Origin of the sequence: Plantactinospora sp. WMMB334, assembly GCF_049179095.1 — a bacterium.
In the GTDB taxonomy this organism is placed as follows: domain Bacteria; phylum Actinomycetota; class Actinomycetes; order Mycobacteriales; family Micromonosporaceae; genus Plantactinospora.
This window is the reverse complement of sequence record NZ_JBMHME010000002.1, coordinates 7,741,753-7,765,305: the sequence shown is the minus strand read 5'-3', so window position 1 is coordinate 7,765,305 and position 23,553 is coordinate 7,741,753. Positions and strand designations below refer to the sequence as shown.

The window sequence follows — 23,553 nt, the reverse complement described above, 5'->3', positions numbered from 1 at the left end:
ATGGCCCGGTGGCCACCCCGACACGTTCCGGGCCGTACGACCCGGGGAAGCGGAACACCAGGCCGCCGAGCGAGGAGTTCCACGCTTGCGAACATACAGAACTTAGTTACCTGGGTCAACGATCATCTTGTAGATACCTAGGTGCCATGGTCAGATAGGGGTGCCGAGCGAGGAGTACCACCCGATGACCAGTCGTCCTGCCGACTACCTGCGTGTTGTCGAAGCCATCACCGACCAGATCCGCAGCGGTGAGCTGAGCCCTGGAGACAAGCTGCCCAGCTATTCGCAGCTTGCCGGGCAGTACAACGTCAGCATCTCCACCACCCAGGCCGCGTTACGGATCCTTCGCGAGCGAGGTCTGGTCGAGGGGCACCAGGGCAAGGGCACCTATGTCACCCAGAATCCGCCACTGGCGTAGCCACGGCAGCCACCGCTGTGCAGGGCCGCCAAGGCCCTCGGACTCTTCATCCGTGGCCTGGTCGGGCTCGACCGGGAAGCGGCCCAGGAGGCGTTCGCCGAGTTCGTCACCGACCGTACCCTGAACGACGTGCCCGCCCCCTGCGCGGACGCCGGCACGGCGACCCGCCGCGTATCCCATCGATAGGATCGTGACTCCGCACCGCAGTCCGGAGGCGAGGCACCATGAGCAACCCCGAACCGCCACCCGAGCAGTCGCCGAGCACCCCGCCGGGCCCGCTGTCCCCGGGGCACGCCGCGCCCGCCAGCCCGCCGCCAGCGCTCGGTCCTGCTGCGGCCCCACCGGACCATCCACCGGTCCCGCAGCAGACCAGTTACGGCGACGCGGTCTCGCCACCGCAGCCCGGTTACGCGGGGGCGGCCCCGCCGCAGCACTCCGGCCACCCACCGGCCGGATCGCCGCCGGGCTACGGCACCCCACCGGTGCCGCACCAGGGGCAGGGCTACGGCCAGCCGGGGTACCCCTACCAGGGTGGCCAGCCGGGGTACCCGTACCAGGGTGGGCAGCCGGTGCCGCCGCCCGCGAAGTCGGGGCCCCGGGTCGGGCTGATCGTCGGGATCGTCGCGGGTGGCGTGGCGCTGCTGATGCTCCTCGTCTGCGGCGCGGGCGCATTCATCTGGTACCTCCAGCGGGACGCCGACGGCGGTGGCGGCGACCTCGCCGGGGTGGTCAACTACCGGGAGACGAACCCCGACGCGCTCTCCCAGGAGCACCGGCCCGACGGCTCCACCATCAGCTATCCGATGATTCCGCCGGCCGGTGGTCCGCACTACCCGGAGTGGCAGAACTGCAACGGCGACGTCTACGACGCACCGGTCACGGACGGCAACGCGGTGCACAGCCTCGAACACGGCGCGGTGTGGATCACGTACCGCCCCGGGCTGCCGGCCTCCCAGGTGGAGGCGCTCGCCGAGCGGGTACGCGGGCAGTCGTACCTCTTCATGAGCCCCTACCCGGGACAGCCGTCGCCGATCTCGCTCCAGGCCTGGGGCTACCAGCTCGCGCTCGACGACGCCGACGACGACGCGATCGACCAGTTCATCCGGCAGTACCGGGAGACCGCCTCGATCGAGCCCGGCGCGGCCTGCGGCGGCGGCACCACCCGCACCCGCTGACGCGCCCACCGCCACGCACTCCCACGACGGCTCCCGTGATCAGGTAGCGTCCGGCCGGCCAGAGCATGCCAGGCGCTACCTGATCACGGCTATACCCGGCGGCGGAGGGCGTGGCGGGCGGCGTAGGTGAGGGCGGCGGCGGCGAGCACGGCGGAGCCGGCCAGCACGCTGCCGAGGGGGAGGGTGACCGCGAGCAGCAGGCAGCCGGCCAGCCCGCTCCAGGCCAGCGCCCGGACCGGCAGCCGGCGCCCCGGATCGGGGCCGAGGGTCAGCGCGGCGGCGTTGGTGATCGCGTAATACACCAGCACCGTGCAGCTGGAGAAGCCGATCGCGGACCGGATGTCGCCGAGCGCCACCACCACGATCACGATCGCGGCGACCGCCAGCTCGGCCCGGTGCGGCACCCGAAACCGTGGATGCACGGCGGCGAGTCCGCCGGGCAGGTCGCGGCGGCGGGCCATTGCCAGCGTGGTCCGGCCGACCCCGGCGACCAGGGCCAGCAGCACGCCGAGCACCGCCACCGTCGCCCCGGCGCGGACCAGCCAGCCGAGCCCGGGGAACCCGCCGGCCTCCACCACCTCGGCGAGCGGGGCGGTCGAGCCGGCCAGCCGGGTCGGGCCGAGCACCGACAGCGCCACCACGGCCAGGCCGAGGTAGGTCAGCAGCACCAGGCCGAGCGCGACCGGCATCGCCCGGGGGATGGTGCGGGCCGGCTCCCGCACCTCCTCGCCGAGAGTGGCGATCCGGGCATATCCGGCGAAGGCAAAGAAGAGCAGCCCTGCGGCGGTGAGCAGCCCGACCCCGCCCGGTCCACCGACGGCGCCGCCCGATCCGGCCGCGCCACCGACGGCGCTGCCGGCCGAGGTGACGCCACCGGCGCCCGCGCCGACGGCGTCGGCGAGGCGGGCCGGGCGGAACTCGCCGCCGAAGAGCCCGACCAGCGCCACCAGCAGCAGCACGGCCAGCGTCACCGCGACCAGCCACCGGGTGACCCGGGCCGTCTTCTGCACCCCGCGCAGGTTCACCGCCGTCACCGCCAGCACGGCGGCGACCGCGACCGGCCGGGCGTACCCGGGCCACAGGTACGCCCCGATGGTCAGCGCCATGGCGGCGCAGCTCGCGGTCTTGCCGACCACGAAGCCCCAGCCGGCGACGAAGCCGGCGAACGGGCCGAGCCGTTCCCGGCCGTAGACGTAGGTGCCGCCGGACTCGGGATAGCGGGCGGCGAGCCGGGCCGAGCTGGTGGCGTTGCAGTAGGCGACCAGGCCGGCGACGGCCAGCGCGCCGAGCAGGGCCGGCCCGCCACCGGCGGCGGCGGTCGCCGGGGCGAAGACCACGAAGACGCCGGCCCCGAGCATCGAGCCGAGACCGATCACCACCGCATCGGGTACGCCGAGCCGGCGCTCCAGCGTCGTCACCCCGCCGAACCTAGAGGTCGTCGGTGAACACTCCGCGCCGGTGCACCCCGCCCGGCAGGGCGGGCAGCGGCAGGTCGTCCCACGGCACCCGGCCGAGGAGCCGGCCGAGGAGGAGCCCGAGGAGCAGCCCGGCGACCGAGTCGGTGATCCAGTGCCAGCCGAGGTAGGTGGTGGTGCAGAGGACGATGGCCGGGGGTGCCACCCGGATCGCGACGTAGAGGCTTCGGGGGGCGGCCGGGCGGTCGAGCGTACGCAGCAGCGCGGCGAGCAGCAGCGCGACCGCGCCGTACCAGACGAAGGTGTTCGCCACGTGCCCGGAGGGGTACGACAGGTCCCACTCGTCGGGCGGCAGTGTGGCGAAGATCTGCACCGACTCCTCCGGCGGCAGCGTCGAGCTGGGTGCGGCGCGATCGGCCCAGATCTTTGCCGGGCCGATGGTGAACGAGGTGAGCGCGAAGGCGCCGACGCCGACGAGAAGCGGCCGGATCGAGCGGGTACGCACGGCGACCGCCACGCCCAGCCCGAACGTCAGCGGCATCAGCACCCAGCCGCCCTGGCCCAGGAAGTTGAACACCACCGCCACCTGGCGGGCCGGCTCCGGCCGGTGTGCGTTCACCCACTCCCGGACCGTCAGGTCGACGTCGAGGAGCTGGCCGGCGGCGAGTGCGGCGGTCAGCGCGACCACGGCGGCGACCAGTAAGCCGTCGAACCACCAGCCGGACGGGCGGACGGGACGCAGGCGCAACGGTCGCCGTACCGTCGTGGTCTCCCGCATTCCGACCACGCTACCGGGCCGGACGGGCCCGAGCTGGCGCGGGACGGGAGGCGAACCGGGTGCGGAACGACGGGGAGAGCCGGTCCGGCGGCGTGCCGGGTGCCCGGGCCTGACGGTCGGCGATGTGTGCCCGCCCACGTGGAGCGGCGCCGGGCGGTCCGGACCGGCATGCTTGTTCCCGTGCGGATCACCTCGGCCCTCGTCGACCCGGCGCTGCTCGACCTTCCCTGGTCGACCCCGCTGGAGCAGTGGCCCGCCGACCAGTTGGTGGCGCTACCCCAGGGCATCTCCCGGCATATCGTGCGGTTCGTCCGCCTCGCCGGCACCGTCTACGCGGTCAAGGAGACCGGCGAACGGGTGGCCGAGCGGGAGTACGACCTGCTCCGCGCCCTGGAGCGGATCGACTTCCCGTCCGTGGAGGCGGTCGCGATCGTCGCCGACCGGCAGGACGGGGAGGGCGGGCCGCTCGACCCTGTCCTGATCACCCGACACCTCCAGTTCTCCCTCCCCTACCGGGCGCTCTTCTCGCACACGCTGCGCCCCGAGACATTGAACCGGCTGCTCGACGCGCTCGCCGCGCTGATCGTCCGGATGCACCTGACCGGCTTCTTCTGGGGCGACTGCTCGCTCTCCAACACCCTGTTCCGGCGGGATGCCGGCGCGTTCGCCGCCTATCTCGTCGATGCCGAGACCGGTGCGCTGCATCCCCGGCTCTCCAACGGGCAGCGGGAGGAGGACCTGGAGATCGCCCGGGTCAACATCTTCGGCGAGGCGCTGGACCTGGAGGCCGCCGGTCTGCTGCACCCGTCGATCGACCCGGAGGTGGTCTGTGAGGAGGTGGTCCTGCGCTACCAGCGACTCTGGCATGAGATCACCTACGAGCAGCGGATCGAGCGGGAGGCCCGGCACGACATCGAGCGCCGGATCCGCCGCCTCAACGAACTCGGCTTCGACGTCGCCGAGGTGGCGATGTCGGTGGTGGACGGTGGGCGCTACCTGGTCCGGCCCAAGGTGGTCGACGCCGGCTATCACAGCCGCCGGCTGCTCCGGCTGACCGGGTTGGACACCGAGGAGAACCAGGCCCGACGACTCCTCAACGACCTGGACACCTATCGGGCGGAGAGCGACCTCACCGACGAGCAGCAGGCCGCACACCGTTGGCTGACCGAGGTCTTCGAGCCGGTGGTCCGGGCGGTGCCGGCGCACCTGCGCGGCAAGCTCGAACCGGCCGAGCTCTTCGTGCAGGTCATCGAGCACCGCTGGCGGCTCTCCGAGCGGGCGGGCCGGGACGTCGGGCTGGCTCCGGCCGTGCAGTCGTTCCTCGCCGACGAGTTGGTGCACCGCCCGGACGAGCAGGCGATACTCGGCGTCGAGGTCCGCTGACCCCCGCTGCGGGTCATCCGGCCAGGCCCACGGTTGCGCCCGGTCCACCGGGGACGGCGACCCGCTGGGCAGCCGGTCCACCGGGCAGCCGGTCCACCGGGACAGCCAATCTACTGGGGAGGGTCGCCGCGGCGGGGTGAGCGGCCGGGCTGGCTCCGCCCGCCGGGCCGGTCCCGCCGGCCCGACCGGTCGGACTGCCGGGGCACGGCGCGCCGGGTGGGTCGACCGGCCGGTGCACCGGGTCGGTCCGCCGGCCCGGCGGACGGCTCCGGCACCGGGGACGGTGGCGCGGACGGTGGCGACGGTGCCGGAGACGCGGACGGGGGCGGGGGCGGGGGCGGGGTGCTCGCCTCCCGGAGCAGCCGGTTCAGGCCGGCCCGCCGCACCACCACGGTGAGCACGTCGCCGGGGCGGAGCCGGTGCTCCGGCGGAGGCGCCCACTCGGTACGTCGCTGGCCGGCACCGGTCAGCGCGACCACCCGCACCCACTCGGCCTGGCTGACCACCCGGAGTTCCTGGCCGGCCAGTGCCGAGCCGGGCGCGACCGGCACCTCGGCGACCAGCAGCGCGTGCCGGGCGACCGGGATCGTCGCGATCACCGCCCGGTTGAGCAGCGCCGCCGCGAAGGAGGGTGCGGCGAGGTACGAGACGCTGCGGGATACCCCGATCCGGAAGGTGTTCTGGATCCGCTGCGCGAAGTCGCCGTCGAAGAGCCGCAGCACCACCCGCAGGTCGGCGCGGAGCGTGCGGCCGTTCAGCGCGGCCTGGAGGTTGCTCACGTCGTCGGTGGAGACCACCACCAGTGCCTGGCTGGTGCCGACCGAGGCGGTGTCCAGGATCTCCTCGCGGGCGGCGTCCCCGATGATCAGCGGAATCTTCAGCCGGCGCGCCACCGCCGCGCCCCGGGCCTCCGGATCCTTGTCGATGGCGACCACCTCGACGCCGAGGTCGTTGAGCTGCCACATCACCCGGGTGCCGACGTTGCCGAGCCCGACCACCACGACGTGCCCGCTGCGCCCGCGCGGCAGCAGGCCGGCGTCGAGGGCCAGCCGGGCCTGGACGATGCCGTCCACCACCGCGGCGGTGATCAGCGGGATCAGCGCCAGCCCGGCGAGGTTCAGCACCACCTGGAGGATCTGCGCCGCCGCCCCCTTGCTGGTGTCGGGGTCGGCGCCGACGATCGTGGTCACCATCGTCAGGTAGATCGCGTCTCCGATGCTGGTGTGCTCGGCGAAGGAGAGCAGGAAGCCGAGCACCAGCGCCACGATCAGGACGGCGATGGTGGCCATCCCGATCTTGCGGGTGGCGAACGAGCGCACCGCCCGGAGCAGGACCGCGTTGCGGCGGCGCCGCCACCGGCGGGCGCGCAGCAGCCGCCGCCTGGTGGCCGCGTGATCGGCGTCGACCTGGCCGACCGCCTCGGCGAGCACCAGGTCGGCGTCGGCCGGATCGGCGGGCAGCACCAGCGGGTGGTGCGGGTCCCGGGTGTCGGCGAGCCCGCAGACCACCCGCTCCGGCCGGACCTCGGCCCGGGGCGTGACGAAGAGGGTCCGGCCGCCGTGCCGGAAGTACGTCGGCGCGACCTCGCCGAGCGCCGCCGCGACGAAGGCGGGTGCGGCCATCGAGGCGTCGGAGAGGACGGCGCTGTTCGGGAAGAGCTGGCGGATCCCGTTGCCGAGGCTCATGTTGAACATCCGCAGCACCACCCGGACGTCCGGCTCGACCTCCTGGGCGCAGAGCGCCGCATGGATGTTGCCGACGTCGTCCTGGTGCAGCAGTGCCAGACCGCTCGCCCCGGCCAGCCCGGCGGCCCGGAAGGTCTCCTCGTCCAGTCGGTCCGACTCGATCGTCCGGATGCCCCGGACGACGCGGATGTCCGGCCCGTCCGGCCGGCGCCGGTGCGGCACGACCACCGTGACCCGTACGCCGCTGCCCTGCGGATCGTTGCCGAGCAGTTCGGTGACGAGTTGTACGGCGAGCGCGTCCTGCCCGCAGACCACGTAGTGCGGGCGGTGGTCGCCGTTGGTGCGCAGGCCGTCCCGGAGCCGGGTCTCGAACGCGCGCCGGGCCCGGGTACGCCAGAGATCCGCCATGCCCGGATGGTAGTCACTCCGATCATTACGCGGGTACCGCCCCGACCACGGATCGGGGCAGTAAAATCACGCTCCGTGTTGACGTGTGGAAACCTTGGTCCCGGGTAGTGCCGGCGGATGCAGACCTTCCTGCCCTATCCGGACTTCGGGTCGACCGCCCGGAGCCTCGACCCGCTGCGGCTGGGCAAGCAGCGGGTGGAGGCGCTCCAGGTGCTGCGCGGCCTGGTCCGCCCCGGGTACGGCTGGCGGCACCACCCGGCGGTGAAGATGTGGGCGGGCTACGAGGAGGCGTTGGTCCGCTACGGGCTGGACATCTGCGACGAGTGGTGTTCGACCGGCCGGGCCGACACCTGCGCCGGCACCCTGGTCGCCGACCTCGCCGCCGGCTGCGGCCTGAGCGAGGTACGCCGGCAGGACGAGCTGACCGCCGCCGATGAGCTGCCGCCCTGGCTCGGTCGGGAGGACCTGCACCTCAGCCACCGCTCCGCGCTGCTACGCAAGGATCCGGCGCACTACGGGCCGATCTTCGGCGACGTGCCGGAGGTGCCGTACGTCTGGCCCTCCTCCGACCGGCCGCCGCGCTGCCGCCCGCCCGCTGCCCCGGCCGGACGGTCCTGATGGGACGGTCGGGACGGTCGCCGGGGCGGGTGCGCGACGGCACCGAGGCGATCGTGGTGGGTGGCGGCGTCGCTGGGATGTCGACGGCGGTGGTGCTCGCCGAGCGCGGCGTCCGGGTCACCGTGCTGGAGGCCGGGTCCCGGCTCGGCGGCCGGCTCGACACCCGGCCCGAGACGCTGGCCGACGGCACGGTGCAGCCGGTCGACCACGGCTTCCACGCCTTCTTCCGGCAGTACTACACGTTCCGGTCGATCCTGCGCCGGGTCGATCCGGCGCTCGCCCTGCTCCGGCCGGTGCCCGGCTATCCGGTGCTGCACCGGGACTGGCCGGCGGAGGAGTTCGGCCGGCTGCCGGCGCGACCGCCGTGGAGCCTGCTGGCGCTGCTGGCCCGCAGCCCCAGCCTGCGGCTGCGGGACCTGCGCGAGATGGACGGGCGGGCGGCGCTGCCGCTGCTGGCGTACCACCCGCGCCGCACCTACGCCGAGCTCGACGCGACCAGCGCGGCGGAGCTGCTCGACTCGCTGCGGCTGCCGGACCGGGCCCGGGCGATGCTCTTCGAGGTCTTCTCGCACTCGTTCTTCAACCACGAGGCCGAGATGTCCGCCGCCGAGATGGTCGCCAACTTCCACTTCTATTTCCTCGGCAACCCGGAGGGGCTGGCCTTCGACGCCCCGGACCGGGACTACGAGTCGGCGATCTGGCGGCCGCTCGCCGACCACCTGCGCCGGCACGGCGGCCGGATCCACCTCGACGCGCCGGTGACGGCGGTACGGCCCGGAGGCGAGGGCGGCTGGTGGCTGGAAACCGGCGCCGGCGAGCGGCACCGGGCCGATGACGTCGTGCTGGCCGTGGACCCGCCGGCGCTGGCCGCGCTGCTGGCCGGCTCGCCGGAGCTGGCCGCCGCCGCACCCGTACTCGCCGGGCAGGTCGCCCGCTCCGGCACCGGCCCGCCGTACGCGGTGGCCCGGTACTGGCTGGCCGGGGACGTGGCCCCGGAGCGGCCGGTGTTCAGCGGCGTCTCCCGGCAGGCCACCCTGGACTCGGTGACCCTCTACCACCGGCTGGAGGCGGCGGCGCGCCGCTGGGCGGCCGGGTCGGGCGGTTCGGTGCTGGAGCTGCACGCGTACGCCTGCCCGGCGGGCGTGCCCGCGCCGGAGCTGGCCCGGCGGATGCGGGCCGAGCTGGTCGGGCTCTGGCCGGAGGTGGCGGACCTGCCGGTACGCGACCTGCGCTGCCGGGTCGAGCGGCAGGCGCCGGCGTTCCGGCCGGGGTCCGCCGCCGACCGGCCCGGGGTGCTCACCGACGCCGACCGGCTCTACCTGGCCGGGGACGGGATCCGGAGCGACCTGCCGAGCGCGTTGCTGGAGCGGGCCGCACTGACCGGGACACTCGCCGCGAACCACATCCTGCGGCGCGTGGGCGCCGCCACCGAGCCGATCCGGACCATCCGCCGGTCCGGCCTGCTGAGCCGGACATGAACCGCCGCCCCGTCCCGGCGCCGGACCGCAGAGCCGGTAGGTTGTTGCGTTGATCTGCCGGGAGGTCTGCCGGCGAGCTGACCGCCATGCCGGACGACGGGACGGTTCCAGATGTCACTGCTGCTGATTTTCGCCGTTGTGTTGCTGCTGGCCGTACTCCTCTCCGCGCTGGCCCACCGCACGGTCCTCTCCACCGCGGTGCTCTTCCTCGTCGCCGGCTTCCTCGTCGGTGACGGCGTGCTCGGCCTGGTCCACGTCACCTCGGGCTCGGCGGAGGTGGCGACCCTGGCCGAGCTGGCCCTCTTCGCCGTGCTCTTCACCGACGGCATGCGGGTCGGCTGGTCCGACCTGCGCTCGGCGTGGCGGCTGCCCGGACGTGCCCTGGGCTGGGGCCTGCCGCTCACCCTGCTGGTCACCGCCCTGCTCGCGCACTACGTCGCCGGGCTGGGCTGGCCGGAGTCTCTGCTGGTGGGTGCGATCCTCGCCCCGACCGACCCGGTCTTCGCCGCCGCGCTTGTCGGAAACGAGCGGGTCCCCGCCCGGCTGCGGCACCTGCTCAACGTCGAGTCCGGCGTCAACGACGGGCTCGCGCTGCCGTTCGTGGTGGTGCTGCTCGCCGTCGCCGCGCACGAGGACGACCTGCACCTGCCGATGCTCGGCACGGAACTGCTGCTCGGCATCGTCATCGGCATCCTGGTGCCGTGGCTCGCGATCCGGCTGGAGCAGACCCGCTGGTTCGCCGTCTCCCCGCAGTACCTGCCACTCAACGCCGTCGCCATCGGTCTGCTCGTCCTCGCCCTGGGCACGGCCACCCACGCCAACCTCTTCCTCGCCGCGTTCGCCGCCGGCATCACGGTGGCGACGGTCGGGCGCCAGCAGCGGGAGGCGTTCGAGCACTTCGGCGAGTTGGTGGCGGAGATCCTCAAGCTCGCCGCGCTGCTGGTCTTCGGGGCACTGCTCTCCCCGGCGTTCTTCACCGGCATCCCCTGGACCGGCTGGCTCTTCGCAGTCCTGGCCCTGGTCGTCGCCCGCCCGGTCGCGCTCTGGATCTCGTTCCTCGGCGCACGACTCGACACGCGCGAACAACTCGCCGCGATGTGGTTCGGGCCGAAGGGATTCGCCTCGGTCGTCTACGGCCTCCTCCTGCTGGCCTCCAGCATCCCCGTTGCCGAACAGGCGTTCGCGTTGGTCGCCCTCACCATCGTGCTGAGCATCGTCCTGCACTCCTCGACCGACGTGGTCGTCGCGCGCACCTTCAACCCGCAGGTCCTGCCGGCCTGGCAGCTACGCCTGGAAACGCGTGGCCGACGGCTCTTCCGTGCCCGACCCCACCCGGCGGAGGGCGAGCCCGATTCCGCTCCGGAGGAACCGTCTCAGCTGGTGGAGGAGTCCGCTGAACCGCCGGACGGACCTTCTGGTCCGGCAGACGGACCCGCTCGACCGGCCGACTGATCCGTCCATGTTTCTTCGAGGTGGCCGCGCTCAGTTCTCGCCACCGGTCGCCGCCCAGCCGGCGGCGGCGAGGCAGAGCAGCAGCACGATCCCGCCACGGCTGGTGGCGATCCGGGTCACGGCCCAGGCCGTGCTGCGCATCCCGGGCAGGCTCGCCTTGACCTTGCGGTAGTCCGCCCAGGCCCGCCGGGCCACCGCGTACGCGATGCCGGCGAAAATGCCCAGCACCACCCCGACGAGCAGCAGGGCGGCAGAGGGGTGGTCCACCCGTCCAGTGTCACCAACCAGGGCCGACGATCGCCATCACCCGAAGTAGTGATGACGTCAGGACGGTGCGGGCAACCGGTCGACGACGTGCCGGGCGATCTCGAACGAGCTGGTCGCCGCCGGGGAGGGCGCGTTGAGCACGTGCACCTGCCGGTCCGCCTCGACGATCAGGAAGTCGTCCACCAGGGCACCGTCCGGGCGGACGGCCTGGGCGCGTACGCCGGCACCGGTGCGGACGATGTCGGCCTCGGTCAGCTCCGGCACCAGCCGGGCCAGGCTGGCCGCGAACCGTCTCCGGGACAGCGACCGGGTCACCTCGGTCAGCCCGTACCGGACGTGCCGGCGGGCCAGCGCCCACAGGCCCGGATAGCTGACCTGCTCCCACACGTCGCGCGGGTCGAACCGGCGCCACGAGTAGCCCTCGCGGGCGGTGGCCAGCACCGCGTTCGGTCCGGCGTGCACGGTGCCGTCGATCATGCGGGTCAGGTGCACGCCGAGGAACGGGAATCTCGGGTCGGGCACGGGGTAGATCAGCCCGCGCACGAGTTTCCGACGCTCGGGGAGCAGCTCGTAGTATTCGCCCCGGAACGGCACGATGCGGGCGGGCGGGTCGAGGCCGGCCAGCCGGGCGACGCGGTCCGCGTACAGCCCGGCGCAGTTGACCAGTACGTCGCCGGTCACCTCGCCCGCGTCCGTGCTCACCACCACCCCGCCAGGCCGGGCGTGGATGCCGGTGACCCGCGCGTTCAGCCTCAGGTCTGCGCCACCGGTGGCGAGGAGTTCGGCGAGGCGCCGGCAGACCGCGCCGAAGTCGACGATCCCGGTCGAGGAGACCCGCAGCGCCGCCACGGCGGCGACCTGCGGCTCGAACTCGGCGGCTTCGGTCGCGTCGAGGAGGCTGACGGCGAGCCCGTTGGCGACCGCCCGCTCGTACAGCGCGTGCAGCCGGGGCAGCTCGGCGGCCTCGGCGGCGACGATCAGCTTCCCGCAGACCTGGTACGGCAACTCCTGCTCGCCGCAGAACCGCACCATCGAGGCGCTGCCGGCCCGGCAGAGCGTCGCCTTGAGGCTGCCGGGCGGGTAGTAGACCCCGGCGTGGATCACTCCGGAGTTGTGGCCGGTCTGGTGTGCTGCCCAGCCGGTCTCCTTCTCCAGCACGGTGACCGTGTCCCGCGGCCGGTCGGCCCTCAGCCGGTGCGCCACCGCGAGCCCGAGGATGCCGCCGCCCACGATCACGTACCTGGTCATCCGCACCTCCCGACCCGTGACGTCGAAGCCGATCGTATGCGCCACCCCCACACACCGGTACGCCTCGACGTCGACGGCGGTCGGCCGGGTGTCCCGACGGGACAGTGTCTGGTTGACGACTGATTTCTCCTCAAGGTGACGACTCACGGCAAATATAAATACTGGACAGTATTGTCCATTTGGGAGAGTTATTCGCGACAGCGAGGTCCGGCAAAATGGTCACCCGGTGCACACGGCGCTACGCCGCCGCCCGCAGAAGAGCCGTACACACCAGGAGCACGGCGAGCGTCGGCAGCGTGGCGAGCGTCGCCGCGGATCGGCCGGTCGCAGCTGGCGACCGGTCGGTGGCGCCGGTGGCGGAACAGGGCGTCCCGGCGAGCTGACGTGTGGACGAACTGGCAGGTTTCCTCCCGCCCGGCGGCTTCAGCGCCGTCGGGGTCGGCGGTCTGCTCGTCATGATCGTCGCGTATCTGCTCAACGCCAACCGGGCCGATCGCAAGGAGTACCAGGAGGCGATCGACCGCGCCGAGAAGCGCGCGGACGACGCCGCACGCCGGACCGACGCGGCCGAGCAGCGGGCCGAAGGGCTGCAACAGGCCGTCGACGAGGCCCGCCGGGCACGCCGGGCCGCCGAGGACGCCCTCGCCCTGCTCGAACGCGAGCTGTACCGCTACCGCTCGGACGGTTCGCCGTGACCCGCTCGGACGGGTCCGCCGTGACCCGCTCGGACGGCTCTGCCGTGACCCGCTCGGACGCTCTGCCATGAGCCGCGCGCGGCTCGCCATGACGCCGCGCGGGTTCCGCCATGGCGTGCACGGGGTTCACCACCGCCGGCAGGGCGGCGAGCCCGGCGGCGGCCGCCCGACGCGGGAAGGACGGTAGGACGCGTGACCGAGGAGACGGAGACCTTCCGCCGCCGGATGGACCGGCGCCACCGGCGCCGGCTCGTCATCGTGACGGCGGCGACCGCACTGATCGCGGCGACCGGCGGCTGGGCCTGGGCGCGTCTCGACCGGCAGGCCGCCGTCGAGCAGCGCCGGGCCGCGACCGCCGTCTCCGGCGCCGAGCAGCTCTGCCAACAGGTACGCCAGCTCGGCGGTGAATGCGTGGTCGATCCCGCCAACCTGCGCCCCGCGCAGGGGCCGGCAGGACCGGCGGGGCCTCCCGGGCCGCCCGGACTGCCCGGCCGGGACGGCCGAAACGGTGATCCCGGTCCGCCGGGCGCACCCGGCCCTCCCGGCGCGCCGGGACCTGCGGGCGAGCCCGGACCGCCCGGCCCGAACGGCGACCCGGGTGCGGCCGGGCCGGACGGCCCGACCGGGGCGGAGGGTCCGCCCGGTCCCGAGGGGCCCGCCGGCCCGACCGGCGAGCCGGGACCGCCCGGTGCGTCCGGTCCACCGGGCCCGAGCTGCCCCGCCGGTACGACCCTGCTCACCGTCACCGTGGTCACGCCCGAGGGGCCACGGCAGATCGCCGCCTGCGTCCTCGCCCCGACGCCACAGACCCGTTCCCGGTAGCGATTGCCCGTACCCGGTAGGAATTGCCGGCGCGGGACCAGCGCTACGGCACGAGCGGGACCGGGCCGGGCGTGGCGTCACGGAGGCGGGTGGCGTCCTGACTCGGTGGCGCGCCGAACTGGCGGCGGTATTCGCGGCTGAACTGTGACGGGCTGTCGTATCCCACCCGGTGGCCGACTCCGGTGACGTCGTCGGGGTTGGTGGCCAGTAACAGCCGGGCCTGCTGGAGCCGGATCTGTTTCTGGAACTGGATCGGGCTCATCGCCGTCACCGACTGGAAGTTGCGGTAGAAGGCGGAGGCACTCATGCCGGACATCTGCGCCACGTCCTCGACCCGGAAGGACTCCCGGTAGTTGTCACGGATCCACCGGACCGCGCGGGAAACGTGCGCCACACTGCTGCTGGCCAGGCCGAGCTGGCGGACGGCGGCACCCTGCTCGCCGGTGATGAGCCGCCACAGGATCTCCCGCTTGATCAGCGGCGCGAGCACCGGGATGTCGCGCGGCCGCTCGAGCAGGCGCAGCATCCGTACCGCCGCGTCGACCAGCTCGACCGGGGCGTCGCTGACCGCCATCGCGGACGGCGCACCGGCGGCGGCCCGGGGAAGGCTGCCGGGCGGCGCCTCGAGCAGCAGTTCCGCGATCGCGGACGGCTCCAGCACAAGGCCGAATCCGAGCGCCGGCCGCTCCGGGCTCGCCTCGGTGTAGTGGCCGGTGACCGGCAGGTCGACCGAGGCGATCAGGTACTGGCCGGCACGGTACTCGTAGACCCGGTCGCCGAGCGCGAGCGTCTTCGCGCCCTGTGCGACGAGGGCCAGCACCGTGCCGGACATCGAGGTCGAGGACTCCTGCGCCCGCTCGGCCCGGCCGACCAGCACACCGTCGATGGCGGTGGCCCAGTCGGGCCGGGCGTGGCGAGCCAGCAGCACCCGCAGGTCGTCAAGTGACACGAACCGATTGAAGCACTCCGATGGCACTTCCGGCAACGATAGGATCAGGCAAGAGGTAAATAGCATCCTTCTACTGACACCGCTGCTCGGAGTGGTCATATGGAAGCAGCCCAAATCCCATGGAGCATCAAACGGCTCCACTAATGAACAGGTGATGGATCATGCGGATCGCGATCGTCGTCGGCGCCAGCTCCGGCATCGGGCAGAGCACGGCGGTGCAGCTCGCCAAGCGGGGCACGGGCGTCATCCTGACCTACCGCGGCAACCCGGCCGGCGCCGAGGAGACCGTCGCCGCCGTCGAGAAGGAGGGCGGCACCGCCGTCGCCCTTCCGCTCGACGTCGGCCGCAGCGAAACCTTCCCGGCCTTCCGGGAGCAGGTCGTCGCCGCACTCCGGGACACCTGGCAGCGGGACACGTTCGACTATCTGGTCAACAACGCCGGGTTCGGCGGGATGGCGATGTTCGAGGAGACCAGCGAGGAGCTCTTCGACACCTTCATGCGGGTTCTGCTGAAGGGGCCGTACTTCCTGACCCAGACCCTGCTGCCGCTGATGGCCGACGGTGGCGCCGTCGTCAACGTCAGCAGCAACTCGGCACTGCCCACCGGTGAGGTGGCCACCGGATACTCCGCGTACGCCACCATGAAGGGCGGGCTGAACGTGCTGACCCGTTACCTGGCCAAGGAACTGGCCACCCGTGGCATCCGGGTCAACGCCGTCTCGCCCGGCCCGACCCGCACCCGGCTCTCCGACGCCTCCGGGGTGGTCGGCTTCGAGGCGTACCCCGAGGTGATCCCGGCGCTCGCCGCCAGGACCGCTCTCGGCCGCATCGGCGAACCCGACGACGTCGGCATGGTGATCGCCACCCTCCTCGGCGAGGAAAGCCGCTGGATCACCGCGCAGAACATCGAGGTCTCCGGCGGGCACGACCTCTGACGCCGGATCAGGCTCGTCCCGGCCGGACGGCGGCCGTCGGGAATGTCCGATGGCGTGGACGCCTTGGTGAGTCGGAGCCCCCGGCCGGGCTCGAACCGGCGACATCTCGCTTACAAGGCGAGTGCTCTGGCCAACTGAGCTACAGGGGCAGGATGGCAGGATGTCCGTGGTCAGCATAGCCACAGATGCCCTTCTCGCACGTCCGGCACTGATTCCGACAACCGACAGCGAGTGGCACCCCGCCGGTTGCGGCCGGACCGTGCCCAGATGCCCGAAATGTTCGTCGGGTATCTCGCAGGAATGCCGTCCCACCTTGGCATGTGAGAAAAACCCGTTTACCGTGGCGTGACGCGGATGACACCGACGCGGCCCAGGCTGCCCGGATGCCTTCCACGCCACCGGAGCGGGAACGCCCCGGTGTTCTTTCACTCGGATCGTCCGGCACGTTCCTGCCGGTGAAAGGAAGCGCCGCACCATGGCTACGGTCACGTACGCGAAGGCCACCCGGATCTACCCGGGCACCGAGCGCCCAGCGGTCGACCACCTCGATCTGGAGATCGGCGACGGCGAGTTCCTCGTCCTCGTCGGCCCCTCCGGTTGCGGGAAGTCGACCAGCCTCCGGATGCTCGCCGGGTTGGAAGACGTCGACGACGGCTCGATCTACATCGACACCCGGGACGTCACCCACCTGCCGCCGAAGGCCCGCGACATCGCGATGGTCTTCCAGAACTACGCGCTCTACCCGCACATGACGGTCTACGAGAACATGGCGTTCGCGCTCAAGCTCCGGAAGACCTCGAAGTCGGAGATCGACCGGCGGGTCAAGGAGGCGGCCGCGCTGCTCCAACTGGAGGAGTACCTCAGCCGCAAGCCCAAGGCGCTCTCCGGTGGTCAGCGCCAGCGGGTCGCGATGGGCCGGGCGATCGTCCGCGAGCCCCAGGTCTTCCTGATGGACGAGCCGCTCTCCAACCTGGACGCGAAGCTCCGGGTGCAGACCCGTACCCAGATCGCGACCCTGCAGGCCAAGCTCGGCGTCACCACCGTCTACGTGACCCACGACCAGGTCGAGGCCATGACCATGGGGCACCGGGTGGCGGTCATGCTGGACGGCGTGCTCCAGCAGGTCGACACCCCGCGCGAGCTGTACGACACCCCGTCCAACGTCTTCGTCGCCGGCTTCATGGGCTCGCCGGCCATGAACATCAAGACCGTGCCGCTCAACGAGGGCGGAGCCTCCTTCGCCGAGATGACCGTGCCGCTGACCCGGGAGCAGGTGGCCGCGGCCAAGGCCGAGGGTGGTGACGGCAGGGTGACCGTCGGCTTCCGTCCGGAGGACTGCGACCTGGTCGCGCAGAGCGAGGGCGGCTTCGCCATGGTCGTCGAGCTCGTCGAGGACCTGGGCTCGGACGCGAACGTCTACGGTCACGCCACGATCGAGGGCACCTCGGAGCGGTTCGTGGTGCGTACCGACCGGCGGGACATGCCGGCCATGGGCGACACCGTCCACGTCAAGCCGCGCGGCGGCCGGCACCACGCCTTCCACGCCGTGACCGGCAACCGGATCTGATCCGGCCCGCGTCCTGACGACCGGCACCGGGGCGGTCGCCTCCACTGGAGGCGACCGCCCCGGTCGTCGTTTCGCCGGGACCCGGCCCTTCCGGGCGCGGCTAGACCGGCAGGCGGCCGGCGCCGGCCAGGGTCTGCACCACCAGCGGGACGAGCGGGGCGGGCAGGACCGGCCCGGCGCGCAGCGTCGGCGTCCAGCCGGCGTCGCCGCCCAGGTCGGGGTCGTGCTCGGCGTTGTACGTGGCCAGCAGGCTCACCGGCCGGGCCGGCGACCGGCCCCGGCGGACCCAGTTGCCCCGTTCGGTGAGCGCCGTGCCGCCCCAGTCGTGGAGCAGGTCCGCCGCGGTGACGCCGGAGCCGAGCGTGAAGTGGTTGTTCTCGGCGTGGATCGCCGACTGGACGCCGACGCCGAGCGCGTAGCCGAAGCCGTCACCGGCGAGCCGGTAGGCGTTGTTGTAGACGTCGACCTGGCCGAACCGCACCCGCGGCAGTCGCTGCACGGTGCCGTCGAAGAGGTTGTGGTGCAGCGTCACGTTCAACCGGCCGACGTCCGGGCCGACGGTGTTGGACGACCCGATCAGCATCACCTTGTCCCGGGCCACGAACCGGCTGTACGAGACGGTCACCCGGCTGGCGGTGTGCGTGATGTCGAGCGACCCGTCGTGCACCATGTACGGCCGTCCGAAGTAGACGGGCAGTCCGCTGTCCGGGTTGTCGCCGTCGGTGAAGGTGCTGTGGTCGACCCAGACGTTTTCGCTGCGCCGCACCGACATCAGGTCGAACTGGGAGTTCCAGTTGCCGGCCTCACCGTCCGTCGGCGACCACGCCGGAAAGCAGTCCCGCGCGTCGACGAAGCTCAGGTTGCGCACTATGACGTTGTCGGCGGTGTCGACCATCAGGGTCAGCCCGTGCAGGGTCGCCCCGCGCAGTCCGACGATCGTGGTGTTGGGCCCGACGTTGATCTGGGTCTGCCGGGTCTGGTTCGCCACCGACCGCACCCGGGCCTCCTCCAGCGGCCCGGTCGGCGCCACCCGTCCCCAGGTCGCCGGGTCGTACGCCGCCAGGTAGGCGTCCAGAGAGTAACCGGGATCGGCGAGGTCGGCGCAGTCGAGCAGCCGCCCGTCGGCCTCCTCGAAGCCGTCGACCTCGCCCTCGATATAAATGATCTTCGGCGTGGCGTTGTCGCGGTTGGTGGCGTTGTCACCGCCGAGCGCCCGGACCAGCCCGGCCCTGCTCCGGACCAGGTGCACCTGGTCCGGGGTGGCCGCCCCGCCGCCGGTGGTGCCGGGGCCGGCGGCGGCCCAGCCGTCCCCGGCCGGCAGGGCCTGCCGGCCCAGCAGACGGGCGGGCCAGGACAGCCGCTCGGCATCCCGGTCGCCGACTCCACCGCCGGCTCCACCGCCAGCCGCACCGGTCGTCGTGCTGCGCGTCGCACCGGTCGCCGCACCGGCGGTCGCACTGGCCGTTCCGGAGGCCGTCAGGACGCCACCGGAGATCATCACGAGAAGACTGCCGACCACGGCGGCGGTCAACCTGCTCGATCGCATCGCACTCTCCGCGTCTGTCTACCGTTCACGGGATCTCGTTAACGATCACGAAATCTTTCTGTCATTTTGAACGGTAGGTAAGCACGCTTATAAGTGTCAATGCATTCTGTTTGCAGATAAGTTGCACTAAACAGGCGCAAGGGCGCCCGCCCCGGCCACCGTATGCCGAGAAGAGGGGTAGTCGGTCTGATTTCTAGCCGGCAGGTGTCCTCGACGTTTGCAGTCCGTACTCCGATTTCACGCAACAGTCCCGGTCGTCATGCGTCGCCCGGCGCCCCCTCCATCGCCACCCGGTGCGGCTTGACCGCCCACGGCACACGCAGCTCCGACAGGAGCGCGCCCTCGGCGGCCGCCCGGCGCAGCACCGCGTTGACCCCCCGGATCGTCAGGACCCGGTCCGGTCCGGCGCCGGTGGCCAGCACCCGGTCCCCGGCGACCAGCTCCGGCTCGGGAGCGGCCTGGATCGCCTGCGCCAGCGCGGTGAACGCCGCCGTCCGGTGAAGCGGTGCGATCAGCGGCACCGCGACCGGGTCGACCCGGTGCGCCAGCAGGTTCTCCAGCAGGTTGACCCGGCCCGGCACCGCTCGCGGTCCCGGGTCACCGGGGAGCGTCAACCGGTCGGTGGTGTATTCCAGCACCGCCCGGCCGGCCGTGCCGTGCACGATCACCTCACCGGCGATGAGGTCCTCGCCGGCCAGCGTCACCGCGGCCACCACCGGCAGCCCGCAGCCGAGGGTCGCCCGCAGCGCGGCGGTGTCGTCCACCTCGATGGGCCGGACCCGGTAGCGCTCCAGCTCGACCTGCGCCGGCCAGCCCGGCGGCACAGCGTCGACCCCGCCCGGCGGCACACCGTCGACCTCGACCGGCGGCACAGCGTCGACCCCGCCGGAAGCCACAGCGTCGACCCCGCCGGAAGCCACAGCGTCGACCCCGCCGGAAGCCACAGCGTCGACCTCGGCCTGAGGCGCGCCATCGCCTCCGGCCGGGGGCGCGCCGCCGACACCACCCGGCGGGGCAACCGCGCCCACGGCCACCGCCGCCTCGGCCACCGCCAGGCACTGCATGACGGCGTGCGCCAGCGGATTCACCAGTACGCCGTCCAGCACCGGCCGCCCCTGCACGCTGCGCCGGCCCGCCCAGGGCGCCCGGGCGTAGTAGCCGTCGGTGCGCTGCCAGGAGGCGACCGTGGAGATCCCGGTGATCCGCCCCAGCCGCCCGTCGGCGACCGCCGAGACCAGCTCCCGCAACGCCGCCGAGCCGAGTGCCTGGAAGCCGATCTGCGCCACCCGCCCCGCCCCGGCCAGTGCGGTGGCCAGGGTGCGGTGGTCGGCCAGCGAGAGCACCGGTGGCTTCTCCAGCAGCAGGTCCGCCCCGGCCGCCAGCGCGTCCAGCGCGATCGGCAGGTGGGTGTGCGGCGGGGTGCAGATCACCACCACGTCCGGGCGGACCGCCCCGAGCATCTCCCGATGGTCGGTGAAGATCCCGGCTCCGGGCGGGACCGGCGCGTCCGGCGCCGCCTCCACCGGGCGTACGTCGACCAGGGCGACCAGTTCCAGCCGCCCGGCGTCGTGCAGCGGGGCGATGGTGCGGCGGTGCCACAGCCCGTGCCCACTCGCCCCGACCAGCGCCACCCTCGGCGGCGCGCCACCCGGCGCCGCCACCCGGGCACCACCCGGCGCCGCCACCCGGGCACCACCCGGCGCCGCCACCCGGGCACCACCCGGCACCGCCACCCGGGCGCCATCCGGCACCGCCACCCGGGCGCCACCCGGCGCCGTCGAATCGGTCTCCGCGGCACCACCCGGCGCCGTCGAACCGGTCTCCGTGCGCTCCCCGGTCACGCCACGCCCTCCAGGACCTTCTGCACGCCGTGCCGGTCCAGCGCGGTGAGCCACTCGACGACGAGTTCGCGTACCTCGTCGTCGGCGGTCAGCTCCGCCGGGAAGACCTCGGTCAGCCCGAAGAGCGCCGCCACCACCCCGGCCGGGGAGTCCGTCCCGGCGGCCAGCGCCGCCCGGATCCGGTCGGCGAGCGGGTCGTCCAGCGGCAGCGGCGTACCGTCGTCGGCCCGGCCCTGGACGAAGCGCATCCAGGCCGCCACCACCAGGGCCGCCCAGCGCGGCCGGGCGCCGGCCGCGCGCAGGTCCGCGATGGTGTGCAGCACCCGCTGCGGCAGCTTCTGCGAGCCGTCCATGGCGATCTGGATGGTCCGGTGCCGGATCACCGGGTTGGCGAACCGCTCCAGCACCTCCTCGCCGTAGTCGACCACCGAGACCCCGTCCGGCGGGGCGAAGCTGCTCGCCACGTCCTCGGCGATCAGCCGGCGCAGCACCGTGGCCAGGTGCGGGATCTCCAGCGCCTCGGCGATGGTCTCCCGGCCGGCGAGCGCACCGAGATAGGCGGTCGCCGAGTGCACCCCGTTGAGCGCGCGCAGCTTCAGCCGTTCCCACGGGCCGGCGTCGTCGGTGAGCACCGCCCCGGCCCGCTCCCAGGCCGGTCGCCCGCCCGGGAAGCGGTCCTCGATGACCCACTGCCGGTAGGGCTCGGCGGCCACCGCCGCCAGGTCGTCGACGCCGAGCGCCGCCGCCGCGTCGGCCAGCGTCCGCGGGGTGCTCGCCGGGACGATCCGGTCCACCATGGTGCCGGGAAAGCTGACGTTCTCCGTCAGCCACCCGTCGAGCGGGTCGGTCCGGCCGGCGGCGCCACCCTGGCCGCCGCCGCAGAGCCGGAGCGCCTGCTCGACCAGGCTCCGCAGCCGTTCCCCGTTGGAGGGCAGGTTGTCGCAGCTCACCAGGGCCAGCGGGCCGGCCTCGGCGGCGGCACGGGCCAGCAGGCCACGGACCAGCAGGCCGGGCACCGTCCGGGGCGGTCGGTCGGTGGTCAGGTCGGCCAGCACCGCGTCGTCCGGCCGCAGCCGGCCGGTCGCCGGATCGAGCTGGTACGCCTTCTCCGTCACCGTCAGCGTCACCACCCGGATCGCCGGATCGGCGAGGAGCGTCACGATCGCGGCCGGGTCGCTCGCCGCGTGCCGGACCCCGGCGAGCGCACCGACCACCCGGGTCCGGTTCCCCCCACCGGAGGCGGTGGTGACGCTGAACAGGCAGTCCTGGTCGGCGAGCTTCGTCACCATGTCGGTGCTGCGCGGGGCGACCCCGACGATCCCCCAGTCACCGCCGGCCGCCGCCACCGCCTCCTCCGTGTAGACCGCCTGGTGGGCCCGGTGGAACGCGCCGAGCCCGAGATGCACGATCCCGGCCGGTACGGTGCCGGGCCGGACCAGCGGGCGGCTGGCGGCCGGCAGCCGGCGCAGCGCGTCGAGACCCAGCCGCGACGCAGCACCGGGAGCCGGTCGCGGCGCGCCGCCGGTCACGCCCACACCGGACCGGCCGGGAAGGCGTACTCGGCGATCGAGGCCGGCTTCATCGTCGCGCTGTAGCCGGGGCGCTCCGGCAGCAGGTAGCGGCCGTCGCGGGTGCGTACCGGGTCGACGAAGTGCTCGTGCAGGTGGTCGACGTACTCGACCATCCGGCCGTCCAGCGACGTGCCGACCCGCAGGTAGTCGACAATCGCCAGGTGCTGGACCAGCTCGCAGAGGCCGACGCCGCCGGCGTGCGGGCAGATCGGCACGCCGAACTTCGCCGCCATCAGCATCACCGAGAGCACCTCGTTGATCCCACCGATCCGGCAGGCGTCGATCTGGCAGACCCGGATCGCCCCGGCCTGCATCAACTGCTTGAAGATGACCCGGTTCGCCGCCACCTCGCCGGTGGCGACCCGGCACCGCCCGCCGGAGAGCCCGGTCACCGCCTCCGCGATCCGGGCGTGCCCGAGTACGTCGTCGGCGTGCGTCGGCTCCTCGATCCAGTACGGGTCGAACTCGACCAGCCGGGTCATGTTCCCGATCGCCTCGTCGACGTCCCAGACCTGGTTGGCGTCCATCATCAGCAGCGCATCCGGGCCGATCTCCTCCCGGATGATCCGCGCCCGGCGTACGTCGTCGTCGATCGGGCCGCCGACCTTCATCTTCATCGCCCGCCACCCCTGGGCGTACGCCTCGCGGGTCAGCGCCCGGACCTTGTCGTCGGGATAGCCGAGCCACCCGACCGAGGTGGTGTACGACGGGAAGCCGTCCCGCTCCAGCTCGGCGAGGCGGTCGGCCAGCCCGACGGTCCCCTTCTCCAGGATCGCCGCGGCCTCGGCCGGGTTGATCGCGTCGATGATGTGGTGGAAGTCGACGTTGCGGACCAGTTCCTCGGTCGGCATCTCGGCGAGCAGCCGCCACATCGGCTTGCCGGCCAGCTTGGCCCGCAGGTCCCAGACCGCGTTCACCAGTGCGCCGGTCGCCATGTGGATGACGCCCTTTTCCGGACCCAGCCAGCGCAGCTGCACGTCGGCGGTGAGCGACCGCCAGAACGCCACCGGCTCGGCCGCGATCTCGGCCGTCGTCCGGCCCACCAGGTGCGGGGCCAGAGCGTGCACGGCCGCACAGGTGATCTCGTTGCCCCGGCCGTTGGTGAAGGTGAACCCGGCCCCGACGGTCCCGTCCGGCGCGTCGGTGCGCAGCTCGACGTAGGTGGCCGAGTAGTCGCCGCGGTTGATCGCGTCCGAGCCGTCCCCGGCCGCCGACGTCGGGAACCGCACGTCGTGCACGTCGACGCCGGTGATGGTCACACTCACTGGGCTTGCCTTCCGTTCGCGCCTGCGGGACCCACTC

At 73.1% G+C, this 23,553-nt stretch carries 20 protein-coding genes and 1 tRNA gene; 10 read left to right on the top strand and 11 right to left on the bottom strand.

Annotated features, from left to right (window positions below):
* Positions 1-184 precede the first annotated feature (184 nt).
* Both ACN27G_RS33695 and ACN27G_RS33690 read left to right on the top strand, forming a co-directional pair.
* Complete coding sequence (locus ACN27G_RS33695; RefSeq protein ID WP_421496676.1) at positions 185-418, top strand: winged helix-turn-helix domain-containing protein; 234 nt, start codon at positions 185-187, stop codon at positions 416-418.
* Between the two features lie 224 nt (positions 419-642).
* Complete coding sequence (locus ACN27G_RS33690; RefSeq protein WP_421496675.1) at positions 643-1,593, top strand: DUF3105 domain-containing protein; 951 nt, start codon at positions 643-645, stop codon at positions 1,591-1,593.
* Between the two features lie 89 nt (positions 1,594-1,682).
* Here the strand turns inward: ACN27G_RS33690 and ACN27G_RS33685 are convergent, their stop codons facing one another.
* Both ACN27G_RS33685 and ACN27G_RS33680 read right to left on the bottom strand, forming a co-directional pair.
* On the bottom strand, positions 1,683-3,011 hold the full coding sequence (locus tag ACN27G_RS33685; protein ID WP_421496674.1) for an APC family permease: 1,329 nt from the start codon (positions 3,009-3,011) through the stop codon (positions 1,683-1,685).
* 10 nt (positions 3,012-3,021) lie between these two features.
* Positions 3,022-3,786 carry a phosphatase PAP2 family protein gene (locus tag ACN27G_RS33680; protein WP_421496673.1) on the bottom strand — a complete coding sequence of 255 codons (765 nt, stop codon included), beginning with the start codon at positions 3,784-3,786 and terminating at the stop codon, positions 3,022-3,024.
* A 126-nt stretch (positions 3,787-3,912) separates the two neighbouring features.
* Between ACN27G_RS33680 and ACN27G_RS33675 the strand changes: the two genes are divergently transcribed.
* The gene (locus tag ACN27G_RS33675; RefSeq protein WP_421496672.1) at positions 3,913-5,169 is read left to right on the top strand and encodes a DUF4032 domain-containing protein; all 1,257 of its coding nucleotides are present in this window, start codon (positions 3,913-3,915) and stop codon (positions 5,167-5,169) included.
* A gap of 110 nt (positions 5,170-5,279) precedes the next feature.
* Here ACN27G_RS33675 and ACN27G_RS33670 read toward each other — a convergent pair whose 3' ends face one another.
* Positions 5,280-7,262 carry an NAD-binding protein gene (locus ACN27G_RS33670; protein WP_421496671.1) on the bottom strand — a complete coding sequence of 661 codons (1,983 nt, stop codon included), beginning with the start codon at positions 7,260-7,262 and terminating at the stop codon, positions 5,280-5,282.
* 117 nt (positions 7,263-7,379) lie between these two features.
* Here ACN27G_RS33670 and ACN27G_RS33665 point away from each other — a divergent pair, with 117 nt between their 5' ends.
* The 3 genes from ACN27G_RS33665 to ACN27G_RS33655 all read left to right on the top strand — a co-directional run bounded on the left by ACN27G_RS33665 (position 7,380) and on the right by ACN27G_RS33655 (position 10,810).
* Positions 7,380-7,880, top strand: a complete 501-nt coding sequence (locus ACN27G_RS33665) for an MSMEG_6728 family protein (protein ID WP_421496670.1) — start codon at positions 7,380-7,382, stop codon at positions 7,878-7,880.
* Entirely contained in the window at positions 7,880-9,358 is a 1,479-nt protein-coding gene (locus ACN27G_RS33660; RefSeq protein WP_421496669.1) for a hydroxysqualene dehydroxylase, read from the top strand. Before ACN27G_RS33665 ends, ACN27G_RS33660 begins: the two co-directional genes overlap by 1 nt.
* 111 nt (positions 9,359-9,469) lie before the next feature.
* Positions 9,470-10,810, top strand: coding sequence for a cation:proton antiporter (locus ACN27G_RS33655; protein WP_421496668.1), 1,341 nt, complete (start codon positions 9,470-9,472; stop codon positions 10,808-10,810).
* Positions 10,811-10,840: 30 nt separating this feature from the next.
* Here ACN27G_RS33655 and ACN27G_RS33650 read toward each other — a convergent pair whose 3' ends face one another.
* Positions 10,841-11,077, bottom strand: coding sequence for a hypothetical protein (locus ACN27G_RS33650; RefSeq protein WP_421496667.1), 237 nt, complete (start codon positions 11,075-11,077; stop codon positions 10,841-10,843).
* A gap of 57 nt (positions 11,078-11,134) precedes the next feature.
* Positions 11,135-12,472, bottom strand: coding sequence for an L-2-hydroxyglutarate oxidase (gene lhgO / locus ACN27G_RS33645; RefSeq protein ID WP_421496666.1), 1,338 nt, complete (start codon positions 12,470-12,472; stop codon positions 11,135-11,137).
* Positions 12,473-12,711: 239 nt separating this feature from the next.
* On the opposite strand from lhgO, the gene ACN27G_RS33640 reads away from it, so the two are divergent.
* The gene (locus tag ACN27G_RS33640) at positions 12,712-13,020 is read left to right on the top strand and encodes a hypothetical protein (protein ID WP_421496665.1); all 309 of its coding nucleotides are present in this window, start codon (positions 12,712-12,714) and stop codon (positions 13,018-13,020) included.
* A gap of 192 nt (positions 13,021-13,212) precedes the next feature.
* Complete coding sequence (locus ACN27G_RS33635) at positions 13,213-13,842, top strand: hypothetical protein (protein ID WP_421496664.1); 630 nt, start codon at positions 13,213-13,215, stop codon at positions 13,840-13,842.
* Positions 13,843-13,885: 43 nt separating this feature from the next.
* Here ACN27G_RS33635 and ACN27G_RS33630 read toward each other — a convergent pair whose 3' ends face one another.
* Positions 13,886-14,791, bottom strand: coding sequence for an AraC family transcriptional regulator (locus tag ACN27G_RS33630; RefSeq protein WP_421496663.1), 906 nt, complete (start codon positions 14,789-14,791; stop codon positions 13,886-13,888).
* A gap of 161 nt (positions 14,792-14,952) precedes the next feature.
* Between ACN27G_RS33630 and ACN27G_RS33625 the strand changes: the two genes are divergently transcribed.
* Positions 14,953-15,726 (top strand): SDR family NAD(P)-dependent oxidoreductase, encoded by a 774-nt coding sequence (locus tag ACN27G_RS33625; RefSeq protein WP_421496662.1) that lies wholly within the window; start codon positions 14,953-14,955, stop codon positions 15,724-15,726.
* 75 nt (positions 15,727-15,801) lie between these two features.
* Here ACN27G_RS33625 and ACN27G_RS33620 read toward each other — a convergent pair.
* A tRNA-Thr gene (locus ACN27G_RS33620) sits at positions 15,802-15,875 on the bottom strand.
* Positions 15,876-16,201: 326 nt separating this feature from the next.
* Between ACN27G_RS33620 and ACN27G_RS33615 the strand changes: the two genes are divergently transcribed.
* Positions 16,202-17,293, top strand: coding sequence for an ABC transporter ATP-binding protein (locus ACN27G_RS33615; RefSeq protein ID WP_421496661.1), 1,092 nt, complete (start codon positions 16,202-16,204; stop codon positions 17,291-17,293).
* A 100-nt stretch (positions 17,294-17,393) separates the two neighbouring features.
* On the opposite strand, the gene ACN27G_RS33610 is transcribed toward ACN27G_RS33615, so the two are convergent.
* The 4 genes from ACN27G_RS33610 to ACN27G_RS33595 all read right to left on the bottom strand — a co-directional run bounded on the left by ACN27G_RS33610 (position 17,394) and on the right by ACN27G_RS33595 (position 23,516).
* A complete protein-coding gene (locus tag ACN27G_RS33610; protein WP_421497570.1) occupies positions 17,394-18,791 on the bottom strand; it encodes a pectate lyase family protein in 1,398 nt (465 codons plus the stop codon).
* A 305-nt stretch (positions 18,792-19,096) separates the two neighbouring features.
* Positions 19,097-20,500, bottom strand: a complete 1,404-nt coding sequence (locus tag ACN27G_RS33605; RefSeq protein WP_421497569.1) for a Gfo/Idh/MocA family protein — start codon at positions 20,498-20,500, stop codon at positions 19,097-19,099.
* A 176-nt stretch (positions 20,501-20,676) separates the two neighbouring features.
* A complete protein-coding gene (locus ACN27G_RS33600; RefSeq protein WP_421496660.1) occupies positions 20,677-22,209 on the bottom strand; it encodes a mannitol dehydrogenase family protein in 1,533 nt (510 codons plus the stop codon).
* Entirely contained in the window at positions 22,206-23,516 is a 1,311-nt protein-coding gene (locus ACN27G_RS33595; protein WP_421496659.1) for an enolase C-terminal domain-like protein, read from the bottom strand. Before ACN27G_RS33595 ends, ACN27G_RS33600 begins: the two co-directional genes overlap by 4 nt.
* Positions 23,517-23,553 lie beyond the last annotated feature (37 nt).